Raw genomic sequence first — 13,967 nt, forward strand, 5'->3', positions numbered from 1 at the left:
CGCGGGGGTGGGTGCGGCATGATCCGACACGCGGTGCTGTTCGTCGTGCTTCTTCTCGCCGTCATGGCCGGGCCGGCCGACGGCCGGGCCGAGTCGAAGACGGGAGGCAGGGCCGGCCCGTCGCGGGCGGCGGTGGAACTGGTCCTGGCGCTCGACCGCTCCGCCTCCATCACCGACAGCGACCTGGACTTCCAGCTCCGCGGCCATGCCGCCGCCTTCCGCGACCCCGACGTCGCCGCCGCGATCGGCAACAGCGAGGTCGCGGTGACGCTCGTCTCCTACTCCGGGCCGCGGTCGCTGCAGGTGCATGTGCCCTGGCGGCTGCTCCGCTCCGAGGCCGATGCCAGGGCCTTCGCCGACGCCATCGACGGGCTGCCGCGCAACCACCAGGGCGACTCCACAGCCATCGGGGCGGCAATCGAGGATGCGGCGGCGCTGTTCGGCGGCAGCGGCTATGCGGCGCCGCGCAAGGTGATCGACATCGTCTCCAACGGCTTTTCCAACAGCGGCGTCGATCCCGTCACCGCCCGCGACCGGGCGGTCGCCCGCGGCATCACCATCAACGGGCTGGCGATCCTCGACGAGTTCCCCTGGCTGGAAGACTACTTCAAGGACAACGTCATCGGCGGCGACAACTGCTTCGCCAAGTCGGCCACCGACCAGGAGAGCTTCATCGAAGCCCTGCGGCAGAAGCTGATCCTGGAGATCGCCGCCCGGCCGGCGATCCCGACCACGGCGGTCGCCGCCCGCTGATCCCGCCCCGCTGATCCCGCCCCGCTGACGCCCGGCTCCGCCGCCCGCACCCCCCGGACGGGCGGAGGCTCCCGCGCGGGCGTGGTGTGGCGAAATATCCTAGCCGCCCGCCCGATTGCGCGGGTAATGTCTGCTTCTGACGCAACCATTTATAACGTCGCCCTGCGGGATCGTCCCGCAGGCGGGGCCGATGCCGGCTTCGGGCATGCCGGAAAAGGGAAGGATCGCGGACGGGGGTATGGCGGACGGCGCGCCGGACATGGGATCGATGACCGGGGCGGCGGCGACAACACGCCCCGGCGGCATGGCCGCGTCCCGGCGCGGCGCGGCTCCGCCACCGCGCCTCCGGCCTTCGGGCAAGCCGCGTCTGCAGACCGCGGCGGCGGCGCTCGTCGGGACGGTGGCGCTGGTCCTGGCGGCGCTGGCCGCGGTGGTCGGAGCCGCCCTGCTGGGCATCGTCTCCATCGCGGAGGAGGCTCGGCAGCAGACCGTGCCGCGCGTCGTGCTGCAGCAGCGCGACGCCCTGGCCGCCGCCCAGCTCGGCCGCCTCGCCGAGGTGATCCTGAACAGCCACGACCGCGGCCGCCGTGCCACCGCGCTGGAGGAGGCGGAGACGCTGGCCCTGCAGTTCGCCGAGCGGGCGGACCGCGCCGCGGTGGAGCGGCTGGACCGTGCCCTGGCGGCGGTGCGCTACAGCAACCACCGCGCCGACCTGATCGACTCCCTGTCCAACAGCGTGCGCGAGGGGCTGGGCGCCGTCGACGAGGTGCTGGCCCGCGCCACCCGCCTGCTGGCCGAACCGGACAAGGCGATCCAGGACTATGCCTTCCTCAGCAACCTCTACCAGCTCCGCCGCCTCTACGGCGAGGCGGTGGTCGCCGATACGCCGGAGCTGCTGGGCGCCCGCGACCAGGAGATCCTGACTCTGATCCGCGCCCAGCGCGCCCTGCTGGACGAGCTGTCGCCCGCCGCCGCCGCCCATATGGAGGAACTGGTCGACCTGCTGCAGCGCATCTCCGATGCCCGGACCCTGACCGACCTGCACCGCGGCCGGCTGGCGGTGCAGCGGCAGATGCGGCAGGACATCGACACCGCCCACCGCCTGCTGCGCGAGCTTGCCGAGGGCCTGGCCAGCGGGGCGGCGTCCTCGGCGCTCGCCACCGCGGACCGCATCGTCGATTACGGGCGCCGTGCCCTGTGGACCGGCATCATCGGGGTCGGCGCCACCTTCCTGGTCCTGCTCGGCGTGGCGGTGCTGCTGCTGCGGCATGTGGTCCGGCCGGTGCGGACCCTCAGCGACCTTCTGCAGCGGCTGCCCGACGATCCGCAGCCCGTGACGCCGCCGCGCGCGCTGCTGGAGGAGTTCGACCGCATCGGCCAGGCCGTCACCCGCTTCGCCGGGACGCTGGTGGCGCTGCACGCCCAGGCCGGGGCGCTGCGGACGGGGGAGGCGCGGCTCGGCACCATTCTGCATTCCGCGCCCTTCCCGATCATGATCGCCCGGCGCTCCGACGGGGTGATCCTCTTCGCCAACGCCCCGACCGGCGAACTGCTCGCCCTGCCGCCGTCCGTCCGGACGGAGGCGCTGCGCCTCGGCCTCGCCGACTTCCTCGACGATCCGGCGGAGGCGATGGCCCTGCCGGCGACCCTCTACCGGCTGAACCGCGCCACCAGCATCGAAACCCGCTTCCGCTCCGCCGACGGCCGCGTCTTCTGGGGAATCCTGACCGCCGTCGCCATGGAGTACGAGGGGGTGGGGGCGATGTTCCTGGCGGTGCAGGACATGTCGCTGCGCAAGGACGCCGAGAACGCGCTGCGCGCCGCCAAGGAGGAGGCCGAGGCCGCGCTGACCGACCTGCAGCGCACCCAGCGCAGCCTGGTGCAGGCGGAGAAGCTGGCCTCGCTCGGCGCGCTGGTCGCCGGGGTGGCGCACGAGATCAACACGCCGGTCGGCATCGGGGTCACCGCCTCCTCCTTCCTGGCGGAGGAGGTGCGGAAGTTCCGTTCCACCATGTCGGAGGGCAATCTGCGCCGCCGCGACCTGGAGAGCTTCATGGACCGGGTGCAGGAGGCCTCGGCCATCCTGCTCGCGAACCTGGAGCGGGCGGGCACGCTGGTGAACAGCTTCAAGCAGGTGGCGGTGGACCAGACGTCGGAGGCGCGCCGCAGCTTCGAGCTGCGCGGCTATCTGGAGGACGTACTGGGCAGCCTCGCCCCGCACGTCAAGCGGACGCGGCACCGCGTCTCGCTCGTCTGCCCCGACGACATCGTTATGGACGGCTACCCCGGCGCCCTGTCGCAGGTGGTGTCCAACCTCGTCATCAACGCGCTGACCCATGCCTTCGCGCCGGACCAGGCGGGCGCGGTCGCCGTCGCCGTCCGGGCGGACGCGGAGGAGGGCTGGATCCTGCTGGAGGTCGCCGACGACGGGGCCGGCATTCCCTTCGACCTGCGCGAGCGGGTGTTCGAGCCTTTCTTCACCACCCGGCGCGGTGACGGCGGCAGCGGGCTCGGCCTGCACATCGTCCACAACATCGTGGTCGGCACGCTCGGCGGCGCCATCACGCTGGCCTGCCCGGCGGAGGGCGGCTGCCGCTTCACCCTCAGGCTGCCGCTGCAGGCGCCCGTGCCGCTCCCCGGCCCGGCCTGACGGCGGCGGCTACCACACCACCCGCGGGACCGAGGCGACCTTCACCGGGCCGAGGAACAGGGCGCGGTCCTGCACGGTCACCGGGGCGGTGATCACCGGTTCCCCCGCCGGCCCGGTCGGGCGGGACAGCATGGTCAGCACCGTGCGGGCCATCGCCACCTCGTTGGGGCGCAACATCGGCTGTACGGCGCCGAGCACCGCCTGGGCGCCGTGCACCTCCGCGGTCAGGGCGGCCTGCGGCTGCAGCTCGCCGTCCAGCGCCAGCGTGCCGTTCACCATCATGCGCAGCGGTCCCCATTCCAGCCCCAGCCGGTCGAGCTCCACCGTGCCGCCGTCGCGGCTCCAGGCCGACAGGCTGGCCGGCTCGATCCGCGGCGGGCGGCCGAGGACGCGGGCGGACAGCTCCGCTTTCTGGATGTGGCGGCCGAGCGTCGGCGGCGCGGTCTCCGGCAGGGTGACGCCGATGGCGGTCAGCGTCAGGGCCATGCCCGTCGCGGTATGCCCGGCCGGGCTCTGCGGCGGCTGGGTGGCGGCGACCTCCAGCGTCGCGACCGGCAGCCGCTCCGCCGACGGCTGGGCGAGCAGGTCGGTGAAGGACAGGCGGATCTGCTCCAGCGTGCCGCCGGTCTCGCCGCCGATGGTCCACAGGGCATGGCCGGCGCCGCCGCCGCGCGACAGGATCTCCAGCGGCGGCTGGCCGGGCTGGGCGACGATGGCGCGCTGCTCGCCCGGCAGGGTCAGGGCGACGCGCGTCACCGCCCAGGGCGGCGCCTCCGCCACCAGCCGGGTTCCCTGCCATTCCAGCCCGCGGGCGGCGAGGTGCGGCTTGTCCACGGTGGCGCGCAGGGCGAAGGGGAAGCCCTCCACCGCCAGCGCCGCATACTCGACCAGCATGCCCTCGGCCCGGCGCTGTTCCGCCCAGGCCAGCACGCCCTGACGGACCATGCCGGCGGCCCACCACCACCAGCCGGCATAGCCGGCGACCAGCAGGGCGGGCAGCAGAAGCGCCAGCAGGGCGGCGCGGCGGGAGGGCTTGCGGAGTCGCATCGGTCGCTGTTCCAGTCGATGAAGCCTCTTTTATAGCGATCGGCGGGGTTGCGTGCTAGGTTCGGGGTTTCGGGGCGCAGTGGACGCGCCCGCAGCGCTGCACGCGGACATGCTGCTGAACGGCCGTTCCCCCAACGCCTCCTTCCTCTCCTCCTCCTCCGATCTCCAGGCGGACAGCCGCCCCGATCCCGGCCGCCCCGATCCCGGTTGCCCCGGTGCGGTCTGGACCCGCGACATCACGGTGATGGGCGGGCAGGACGTCTGGGTCTTCGGCTACGGCTCGCTGATGTGGAACCCCGGCTTCCCCTTCCGGGAGCGGCATGCCGCGGTGCTGAACGGCTATCACCGGCGTTTCTGCGTCTCCTCCCACCGCTACCGCGGCACGCCGGAGCGACCGGGCCTCGTGCTCGGCCTCGACCGCGGCGGGTCGTGCCGGGGGATCGTCTTCCGCATCGCCGCCGCCGACGTGCCCCGGGCGCTCGACTATCTGTGGGAGCGGGAGATGGACAACCGCGTCTATCTGCCGAAGATGCTGCGCGTGCGCCTGCGCGACGGGCGCACCGAGGCTGGGGAGGCCGCGGTGGAGGCCTGCTGCTTCGTCGTCAACCGCGCCCACCACCAGTATTGCGGCTTCCTCGACGAGACGGCGATGATCGAGCGGATCGCGGGCTGTTGCGGCCAGCGCGGGCCGAACATCGACTATCTCGCCAACACGGTCGAGCATCTGGAGGAGCTGGGCATCCGCGACACGGCGCTCTACCGGCTCTACCTCGCGGCCACCGGTCGGGGGTAGTCCTTTTGGTCGCGGTGATAACCTAAGCGTTAGTTCTTTTGACAACGATTAGGTGCCTGTGCATTTTAAGCCTGAATAATAATCGGGACAGGCGAGACATGCACGACGTCGGTATTCGCATAAAATTCGTCTTACTTTCTGCAATCACGGTCCTGGCGCTGCTGGTGGTCGGCGGCATTCTGCTGTCGGCGCTGCACAATGCGCAGGTGGACAGCCACAAGGGCCGCATCCGGGCTATCTCCGAGGCGGCCGTCGCCATCATCAAGGACTACGAGGCGCGCGCCGCCCGCGGCGAGCTACCGGCGGAGGAGGCGCGGACCCGCGCGCGCAACACGCTGCGGGCCATGCGTTATTCCGGCGACGAGTACATCTTCGTCAACGCGCTGGACGGCAACACCATCGTCCATGGCGGCAAGCCGGAGATGGAGGGCAGGAACATGATCGCCGTCACCGATCCCAACGGCGTGCCCTTCTTCCGTGCCCTGAACGAGGCCGCCCAGGCCGGCGGCCGCTTCGTCGAGTATTCCTGGTCGAAGCCGGGTGCCTCGTCGCCCAGCCCGAAGATCGGCTATGCCCTGCTGTCGCCGGACTGGAAATGGGTGGTCGGCACCGGCGTCTATGTCGACGACATCGATGCCGAATTCCGCCGCCATGCCCTGCAGGCCGGCGGCATCGGGCTGCTGGCGGGGGCGGTCGCCCTGGCGCTGGCGCTGCTGGTCTCGCGGTCGATCACCGGGCCGCTGCTGCGCCTCAGCGCGGCGATGCGCCGGCTGGCCGACCATGACCTGACGGTGACGGTGCCCGACACCGGCCGGCGCGACGAGATCGGCGAGATGGCCCGCGCGGTCGACATCTTCAAGGAGCGCGGCGAGGAGAACCAGCGTCTGCGCCGCGAGCAGGAGGAGGCCGAGGAGCGCTCGCTGGCCGAACGCAAGGCGATGCTGGTGCGGCTTGCCGATTCCTTCGAGCGGTCGGTGCGCGACGTCGTCTCCGTCGTCGCGGACTCGGCGACCGAGATGCGCACCGCCGCGGAGTCGCTGTCGGCGACCACCGAGACGGCCGCGGCCAAGGCCGCCGCAGCGGCGCTGGCGGCCGACGAGTCCTCGGCCAGCGTCAACACGGTGGCCGGGGCGACGGAGCAGCTCTCCTCCTCGATCCAGGAGATCGGGCGGCAGGTCGCGGCGTCGCACGGCGTGGCCGCCAAGGCGGTGACCGAGGCGACCCGGACCAACGACCTGATGAGCGGCCTCGCCCGCGCCGCCAACGAGGTCGGCGACGTGGTGAACCTGATCAACTCCATCGCCGGCCAGACCAATCTGCTCGCCCTCAACGCCACCATCGAGGCGGCGCGCGCCGGCGAGCACGGCAAGGGCTTCGCCGTCGTGGCGAGCGAGGTGAAGAGCCTCGCCAACCAGACCGCCAAGGCGACCGAGGACATCCAGGCGAGGATCGCCGAGATCCAGCAGGCCACCGGGACGGCGGTCTCCGCCATCCGCGACATCGGCGACGTGATCGGCGAGATGAACAGCATCACCAGCACCATCGCCGCGGCCATCGAGCAGCAGGGCGCCGCGACCCGCGACATCAGCGGCAACGTCACCCAGGCCGCCCAGGGCACGCGGACCGTCTCCGCCAACATCACCACGGCCAACCAGGCGTCGGCGGAGGCCGGGGCCGCCGCCAGCCAGGTGCTGGGCGGCGCCGGCCAGCTCGCCCAGGCGGCGGAGAAGCTGCGGGCGGAGGTCGACAGCTTCCTGGCCGGGATCCGGGCCGCCTGATCGGGGCGGCCTGAGCGGTCCGGCGCGGGTGGAGGCATCGGGCGGCTTGGCCGGACCGGCTCCGGCCCCATATGCTGGGGCATGACCATCCGGATCCCCGCCCGCATCGCCACCCGTATCGCCGGCCACGTTGCCGCCGTCCTGCTGCTGCTGGCCGCCGCCGCGCCGGCCGCGGCGCAGCCGGTTCATCACGATCTGGAACTGTCGCTCGACCCCGCCGCCCGGCGGATCGAGGCGACCGACCGCCTGACCCTGCCGCCCGGCCGTCACGAGCTCCGCCTGCTGCCGGCGCTTGCCGTGGCGGAGGCTGTGCTGGACGGCAGGCCGCTGGCGGTGGAGCGTCGCGGCGACCTCCTCCGGTTGACGGTGCCGGCGGGGGCCGGGCCGGTGACGCTGCGTTATGGCGGGACGCTCGACGCGCTCGACCCCTCCGGCGGCACCGGGCGGCCGATGGCAGGGGCCGAGGGAGCCTATCTGCCGGGCCTTGCCGGCTGGCTGCCCTCGGTGGGAGAGGAACCGCCGACTTGGCGTCTGTCGGTGCGGGTGCCGGCTCCCTTCCTGGCCGTCGCCACCGGCCGGCTGGTGGAGGAGGAGACCGGTCCCGGCGGCTACCATGCCGTCTTCGCCGAGGACCGGACGGTCGAGGAGCCCTCGCTCTTCGCCGGGGTCTGGACCGTGACCGAGCGGCGGGAGGGGGCGCTGCGCCTGCGCGCCTACCTGCACCCGGAGCAGGCTCCCCTTGCCGAGCCCTACCTGGAGCTCACCGCGCGGGCGGTCGACCGCTACGCCGCGCGGATCGGCGACTATCCCTTCGACGGCTTCTCCATCGTGTCGGGCGCGTTGCCCGTCGGGCTCGGCTTTCCCGGCCTGACCTACATCGGGCGGCAGGTGCTGCCGCTGCCCTTCATCCGCGACCAGTCGCTCACCCACGAGATCCTGCACAACTGGTGGGGCAACGGCGTGCGGGTCGGCGAGGGCGGCAACTGGTCGGAGGGGCTGACCACCTACATGGCCGACTATGCAGCGGCCGAGGACCGCGGGCCGGACGCCGCGCGGGCCATGCGGCTCGACTGGCTGCGCGACTATGCGGCGCTGCCCGCCGGGCGCGACCGGCCGCTGACGGAGTTCCGCGGCAAGACGCACGACGCCTCGCAGGTCGTCGGCTACGGCAAGGCGGCGATGGTCTTCCATATGATCCGGAACGACATCGGCGAGGCAGCCTTCACCGAGGGGCTGCGCCGCTTCTGGGCGGACCGGCGTTTCCGCGACGCCGGCTGGACCGACCTGCGCCGGGCCTTCGAGCAGGCCTCCGGCCGCGACCTGTCGGCGGTCTTCGCCGCCTGGCTCGACCGGCCGGGCGCGCCGTCCCTGCAGCTTGCCGCAGCGAAGGCGGAGGGGACCGCCTTGCACCTGACCCTGCGGCAGGAGGGGACACCCTATCCTCTCGGCGTGCCGGTGACGGTCACCAGTTCGGCGGGGGAGGAGCGGCACGTCGTCCGCCTCGACGGGCGCGAGGCCAACGTCACGCTGACGGTGCAGGCGCCGCCCACGGCGGTTGCGGTCGATCCCGCCTTCGACCTGTTCCGCCGGCTGGCCCCCGGCGAGGCGCCGCCGATCCTGCGGGACGTGACGCTCGACCAGGGCAGCGCGCTGGTCATCGCCGCCGACGGCGAGGCGGGTGAGGCCGCCCGCGCGCTGGCCGCCCGCCTGCTGGAGGGGCGGACCACGACGGTCGCGGCGGAAAAGGCCGATCCGGGCAAGCCGCTGCTGCTGGTCGGCACCGAGGACGCGGTCGGGCGGGCGTTGCAGATGCTGAAGCTGCCCGCGCCGCCGGACGCCGTCGCCGGGCGTGGCAGCGCACGGGTCTGGACGGTCCGGCAGGCGTCCGGACGGGCGGCTCTGGTGGTGGCGGGGCGGGACGCCGCGGCGCTGCAGGCGCTGCTGCGTCCGCTGCCCCATTACGGCCGGCAGAGCTGGCTGGTCTTCGACGGCGCCAAGGCCGCCGACCGCGGGGTATGGCCTGCGGGGGAAAGCCCGCTGCGGGCGGTCCTGAACTGACCGCCTGCCGGCAGGCTGTTCGGGCTCCCCGGGCCGATCAGTTCTTCACGACGTACTTCTGCGACCAGGTCAGGCCACCGTTGGTGGTGGACTGATCGAAAAGCTGCGAGGAGCCGTTGATGTCCAGGCTGCCCTTGTAGTGCCCGCGGCCCTCGGTGTTCACCCCGACGATGAGGATCTGGTTGTCGCCGGACGACAGGTACGGGGTGAGGTCGTGAGTGCCGCTGTCGTTGCCGCTGATCGAAGCGACCTGGACACTGTTGACGAAGGCGACGACTTGGTCGTCCGCGATTTCAACCTTCAACGTGACGGTGGTCATTGGTTTCCCCCTTGTCGTTTATGGGTGTCGTCCATGGGTGTCGGTATGGGCGACGGGGGAGAGGGTATGACAATTTCAAAGGGTATCAAAAAGCAAAAACTCAACAAAATGAGTCATGAAGTTTGCCGAACGGGAATAAAGGTTGAATAACTGTATTATTCATCCACTCCTATGCGTGTATTCGCCTTCCCGAGTGCCGGCGGCCCGCGGGGGATCGCCGGCATCCGCCGACGATCCCCTTTCCGGTGCGGGCCGAGTCCCTTGGCGGCTCAGGAGTAGGTCAGCTCCGTCGCCTTGCCGCGGAACACGCGGTAGACCAGCAGCGAGTTGCCGATCACCATCGGCAGCACGACCAGCGCCCCGACGAAGATGATCATCAGCGACTCCGGCGCGCTCGCCGCCTGCCAGACCGTCATCCGCTCCGGCACGACGAACGGGTAGAAGGAATAGGCGAGCCCGTGGAAGCCCAGCGCGAAGATGGCAGCCACGACGGCGAAGGGCAGCCAGTTCAGCCCGTCCCCCGCCAGCGGCATCCGGCGCAGCAGAAGCCACAGCCCGGCGAACAGCAGCACCGCCACCGCCGGGATGGGGGCGAGCAGGAACAGCTCCGGCAGGGCGAACCATTTGGCGAGGATGCGCCCGCTGACCAGCGGCGTGACGGCCGACACGGCGACCATGCCGAGCGCCGCGAGCCACAGCGTCCGCCGCGCCCAATCGATCGCCCGGCGCTGCAGCGGCCCCTCCGTCTTCAGGATCAGCCATGTGGCGCCGATCAGGGCGTAGGCGGCGGTCAGGCAGACGGCGACCAGCGCGCCGAACAGCGCGGTCCCCAGACCCGGGGCGAAGCCCAGGATATAGGCGCCGAGCATGTAGCCCTGGCTCAGCGCGGCGGTCAGGGAGCCGCCGACGAAGGCGCGGTTCCACCAGGGCTTGGCGGCCGGGCCGGCCTTGGCGCGGAATTCGAAGGCGACCCCGCGCAGGATCAGCGCGATCAGCATCACCGCCACCGGCAGGTAGAGGGCGCCGAGGATGACCCCGTTGGCGGCGGGAAAGGCCACCAGCAGAAGCCCGACCGCCAGCACCAGCCAGGTCTCGTTGGCGTCCCAGAAGGGGCCGATGGAGGCGACCATGCGGTCGCGCTCGGCCTCGCTGGCCCCGGCCATCAGGATCCCGACGCCGAGGTCGTAGCCGTCCAGCACGACATAGGCGAGGATGGCGATGCCCATCAGCACCGCGAAGGCGACCGGCAGCCAGTGGCCGGCCCCCGCGGCGGTCTCGATCATCAGCGTGTTCATGACGTCACCTCAGGTGCGGAGCGCGGCAGCGGGGGGAACCGGCAGGGCGGCGGCGGGACGGCCCGCGTCGGCCCCCTTGCGGGCAAGGCGGAACAGCACGCCGACATAGGCGGCGAGCAGCCCGGCATAGAGCAGCAGGTAGAGCCCCAGCGTCAGCCCGATGGAGGGGGCCGGCACCGCCGAGGCGGCCTGCGCGGTGGTCAGCACGCCGGTGACCAGCCAGGGCTGGCGCCCGATCTCGGTCACGTACCAGCCGGCCAGCGTGGCGACCCAGCCGGAGAACACCATGGCGGCCAGCGCGCGCGCCACCCAGGGCGACAGGCCGCCCGGCCGGCGCCAGAGCTGCCAGGCGGCCGTCCAGGACACCGCCAGCATCAAAAGCCCGACCCCGACCATCACGCGGAAGGCGAAGAAGACCGGCGCCACCGGCGGATGCCTGCCCTCGAACCGGTCGAGGCCGGGGACCACGCCGTCCGCGTCGTGACGCAGGATCAGGCTGGCGCCGTCGGGCACCGCGATCTCGAACCGGTTGTCGCGCGCCTGCTCGTCGGGCAGGGCGAACAGGACCAGCGGGACGTTCGGTCCGGTCCGCCAGTTGGCCTCCATCGCCGCGATCTTGGCCGGCTGATGCTCCAGCGTGTTCAGGCCGTGCAGGTCGCCGGCCAGGATCTGCACCGGGATCAGCAGGGCCGCCATCGTCACGCCGGTGCGCAGTGCTGCGGACACGTCGGCGCCGCGGTCGCCGCGCAGCCAGCGGTAGGCCGACAGGCCGGCGACCAGGAAGGCCACCGTCAGGCCGGAAGCCAGCAGCATGTGGGTCAGCCGGTAGGGCATCGACGGGTTGAAGATGATCGCCCACCAGTCGGTGGCATGGGCGACGCCGTCGCGCATCTCGAACCCCGCCGGGGTCTGCATCCAGGAATTCAGCGCGATGATCCAGAAGGCCGACACCGAGGTGCCGACCGTCACCACCAGCGTCGCCAGCGTGTGCAGCCAGTTCGGCACGCGGCGGAAGCCGAACAGCATGATGCCGAGGAAGATCGCCTCGAAGAAGAAGGCGGTCAGGATCTCATAGGCCAGCAGCGGGCCGGCGATGTTGCCCACCGTCTGCATGAAGCCCGGCCAGTTGGTGCCGAACTGGAAGGACATGGTGATGCCGGACACCACGCCCAGCGCGAAGGACAGGGCGAAGACCTTCACCCAGAACCGGTAGGCATCCATCCACTTCGCGTTCCCGCCGGCATTGAAGCGCAGCTTGAAGAACAGCAGCACCCAGCCCAGCGCGATGGTGATCGTCGGGAACAGGATGTGGAAGGAGATGTTCGCCGCGAACTGGAGCCGCGCGAGCACTAAAGCGTCCATCTCGTCTCTCCGTTTCGTTATTCATTGTCGTGCTCCGCCTTGCCGGACTTCTTCTTGCCGCCGGGCAGGGAGAGGAGCCGGTCCTTCATCTCGAGGACCTTCTGCACCCGTGAACCGAGGGTGAGGAGCTGGACGAGCCGGTCGGTCTCCAGCCGCTGCACGTCGGCATGCCAGCGTGTCAGCAGCTCGATCAGCTCATGCATCTCGCGCATGCGCTCCTGCGCGTGGCGCTCCTCCTCGCTGGCCGGCGACTGCATCAGCAGCTCGCGCAGCATGGAAAGGGTGGGATCGACCTCGCGCTTCTTGCGCTCCTCCACCAGGGTCCGGACGATCGTCCACAGATCGTCGGGGGTGGAGAAATACTCCCGCCGGTCGCCGGGCCTGTGCTGCAGCCGCACCAGATTCCAGGACTGCAGCTCCTTCAGCCCCATGGAGACGTTGGAGCGGGAGAAGCCCAGCCGGTCGCAGATGTCGTCGGCGTTCAGCGCCTCGCTGCTCAGGAACAGCAGGGCATAGATCTGGCCGACGGTGCGGTTGATGCCCCAGCGGCTGCCCATCTCGCCGAAATGCAGAACGAAGGCCTGGACGAGCGGAGGGAGGTTCATGGCTTCCTCAGTTTTCAGGAATTACTGAAATATCGAAACGTTCTAGAGTTTGTAAAGCCCTTGCGCGGCGCTCAAGCTTGCAGCCGGCGCATGGCTCGGCGCAAGGAACGCAAAGCCTTGTTCGGGATGTGGGTATCAGGGGTGGCCGGCATGACGTTCTGCCGGCCCGTCCGGCGGCCTCAGTTCACCGCCTTCGGCGCCCGTGCCCGCAGGGCGTTCGGCGACAGGCCGTACCAGCGCCGGAAGGCGCGGCTGAAGGCGCTGACCTCGGAGTAGCCCAGCAGGAAGGCGATGTCGGCCACCGGCACGTGGCGCTGGCGGACATAGATGGTGGCGAGGTCGCGGCGCACCTGCTCGACGAGGTCGGAGAAGGCCAGCCCCTCGTCCGCCAGCCGGCGCTGCAGCGTCCAGCGGGCGATGCCCAGGCTGTCGGCCACCTGCTCGACATAGGGGCAGCCTTCGGGCAGCCGGGCGCGGATCTCCGTCTTCACGCGGTCGAGCAGGCCGGGCGGGCCGGTGTCGCGGGCGATACGGATCAATCGGTCGCTCAGCTCCGTCAGCCGGCCGAGGTCGCCGCCGGGCATCCGGCGGTCGAGGTCGCGGTTGCGCATGATCAGTGCGTTGGTGCGCTGGCCGAAATGGGCGGGCGCGTCGAACACCGCCTCGTGCTGACGCCATCCTTCCGGGCGGGCATGCTCGAACTGCACCTCCTCCGGCATCCAGCCGGGGCCGAGGCAGGCGCGCACGACGTTGGCGAACATGCCCATGGTCAGTTCGGCATCCTGCCGCCGCTCCACCACCCGGCCGTCGAGGATGCGGTATTCCAGCCGCAGCAGATCGCCGTCCCGGCAAAAGCGCGTCTCGGTCGCCTGCTGGTGGAAGGGGAAGAGCCGGGCGAGATTGTCCAGCGCCGCCCCCAGCGTCGGCGAGGCGAGGGCGATGGAGCCGATCAGCCCCAGCATCTCCGGCTGGAACTGGCGGCCGTAGAGCAGGCCGAAGTTGTCGTTGCCGGTATCCTCGGCCGCCGCCTCCATCATCGCGACGTAGGAGCCGAGGTCGAGCGGCAGGGTCGGCTGGTCGAGCGAGCGCTCGTCCACCCCGGCCCGGCGCAGCACCCGGTCCGCGCGGCCGCCCTGCCGTTCGATGAAGCTCGTCACGCCGCAGGCCGCGGCCGCCAGGATGTGGCGCTGCACAATCGGGGGGCAGCGGCCGGGCTCGGAAACAGGGAATCGCCCAAGGGATAGGCTGTGCGACGTCATGACACCGCCCTTTTCCAGACACACGGCGGGATTCAGCAAACCCTGTGC

The 13,967-nt window shown here is 71.3% G+C and carries 11 protein-coding genes; 5 read left to right on the forward strand and 6 right to left on the reverse strand.

Going from position 1 to position 13,967, the window contains the following annotated elements; genetic code table 11:
- Window positions 1–18: 18 nt before the first annotated feature.
- Both DEW08_RS23405 and DEW08_RS23410 read left to right on the forward strand, forming a co-directional pair.
- Window positions 19–753, forward strand: coding sequence for a DUF1194 domain-containing protein (locus DEW08_RS23405; protein ID WP_245986937.1), 735 nt, complete (start codon window positions 19–21; stop codon window positions 751–753).
- A 259-nt stretch (window positions 754–1,012) separates the two neighbouring features.
- Entirely contained in the window at window positions 1,013–3,403 is a 2,391-nt protein-coding gene (locus DEW08_RS23410; RefSeq protein ID WP_245986938.1) for a sensor histidine kinase, read from the forward strand.
- 9 nt (window positions 3,404–3,412) lie between these two features.
- On the opposite strand, the gene DEW08_RS23415 is transcribed toward DEW08_RS23410, so the two are convergent.
- A complete protein-coding gene (locus tag DEW08_RS23415) occupies window positions 3,413–4,450 on the reverse strand; it encodes a DUF2125 domain-containing protein (protein ID WP_109331798.1) in 1,038 nt (345 codons plus the stop codon).
- A 79-nt stretch (window positions 4,451–4,529) separates the two neighbouring features.
- Between DEW08_RS23415 and DEW08_RS23420 the strand changes: the two genes are divergently transcribed.
- The 3 genes from DEW08_RS23420 (at window position 4,530) to DEW08_RS23430 (ending at window position 9,079) form a co-directional block, all read left to right on the forward strand.
- On the forward strand, window positions 4,530–5,243 hold the full coding sequence (locus DEW08_RS23420) for a gamma-glutamylcyclotransferase (protein WP_342760797.1): 714 nt from the start codon (window positions 4,530–4,532) through the stop codon (window positions 5,241–5,243).
- A gap of 98 nt (window positions 5,244–5,341) precedes the next feature.
- Window positions 5,342–7,021 (forward strand): methyl-accepting chemotaxis protein, encoded by a 1,680-nt coding sequence (locus DEW08_RS23425; RefSeq protein WP_109331799.1) that lies wholly within the window; start codon window positions 5,342–5,344, stop codon window positions 7,019–7,021.
- Window positions 7,022–7,102: 81 nt separating this feature from the next.
- Entirely contained in the window at window positions 7,103–9,079 is a 1,977-nt protein-coding gene (locus DEW08_RS23430; RefSeq protein ID WP_109331800.1) for a M1 family metallopeptidase, read from the forward strand.
- A gap of 37 nt (window positions 9,080–9,116) precedes the next feature.
- Here DEW08_RS23430 and DEW08_RS23435 read toward each other — a convergent pair whose 3' ends face one another.
- The 5 genes from DEW08_RS23435 to qhpR form a co-directional block, all read right to left on the reverse strand.
- Window positions 9,117–9,398, reverse strand: coding sequence for a hypothetical protein (locus DEW08_RS23435; protein WP_109331801.1), 282 nt, complete (start codon window positions 9,396–9,398; stop codon window positions 9,117–9,119).
- 269 nt (window positions 9,399–9,667) lie between these two features.
- Entirely contained in the window at window positions 9,668–10,693 is a 1,026-nt protein-coding gene (locus DEW08_RS23440) for a cytochrome d ubiquinol oxidase subunit II (protein ID WP_245986939.1), read from the reverse strand.
- Between the two features lie 9 nt (window positions 10,694–10,702).
- Window positions 10,703–12,055, reverse strand: coding sequence for a cytochrome ubiquinol oxidase subunit I (locus tag DEW08_RS23445; RefSeq protein WP_109331811.1), 1,353 nt, complete (start codon window positions 12,053–12,055; stop codon window positions 10,703–10,705).
- Between the two features lie 17 nt (window positions 12,056–12,072).
- Window positions 12,073–12,660, reverse strand: coding sequence for a GbsR/MarR family transcriptional regulator (locus DEW08_RS23450; RefSeq protein ID WP_109331812.1), 588 nt, complete (start codon window positions 12,658–12,660; stop codon window positions 12,073–12,075).
- A gap of 179 nt (window positions 12,661–12,839) precedes the next feature.
- Window positions 12,840–13,817, reverse strand: a complete 978-nt coding sequence (gene qhpR, locus DEW08_RS23455; RefSeq protein WP_245986940.1) for an AraC-like transcriptional regulator QhpR — start codon at window positions 13,815–13,817, stop codon at window positions 12,840–12,842.
- Window positions 13,818–13,967: the final 150 nt, after the last annotated feature.

The organism is Azospirillum thermophilum, assembly GCF_003130795.1.
GTDB lineage: Bacteria > Pseudomonadota > Alphaproteobacteria > Azospirillales > Azospirillaceae > Azospirillum > Azospirillum thermophilum.

Coding starts and splice junctions, on each gene's coding strand:
- DEW08_RS23440 (WP_245986939.1), bottom strand. CDS start 10,693: ATGAACACGCTGATGATCGAGACCGCCGCGGGGGCCGGCCACTGGCTG.
- DEW08_RS23430 (WP_109331800.1), top strand. CDS start 7,103: ATGACCATCCGGATCCCCGCCCGCATCGCCACCCGTATCGCCGGCCAC.
- DEW08_RS23410 (WP_245986938.1), top strand. CDS start 1,013: ATGGGATCGATGACCGGGGCGGCGGCGACAACACGCCCCGGCGGCATG.
- DEW08_RS23405 (WP_245986937.1), top strand. CDS start 19: ATGATCCGACACGCGGTGCTGTTCGTCGTGCTTCTTCTCGCCGTCATG.
- DEW08_RS23445 (WP_109331811.1), bottom strand. CDS start 12,055: ATGGACGCTTTAGTGCTCGCGCGGCTCCAGTTCGCGGCGAACATCTCC.
- DEW08_RS23415 (WP_109331798.1), bottom strand. CDS start 4,450: ATGCGACTCCGCAAGCCCTCCCGCCGCGCCGCCCTGCTGGCGCTTCTG.
- DEW08_RS23425 (WP_109331799.1), top strand. CDS start 5,342: ATGCACGACGTCGGTATTCGCATAAAATTCGTCTTACTTTCTGCAATC.
- DEW08_RS23435 (WP_109331801.1), bottom strand. CDS start 9,398: ATGACCACCGTCACGTTGAAGGTTGAAATCGCGGACGACCAAGTCGTC.
- DEW08_RS23450 (WP_109331812.1), bottom strand. CDS start 12,660: ATGAACCTCCCTCCGCTCGTCCAGGCCTTCGTTCTGCATTTCGGCGAG.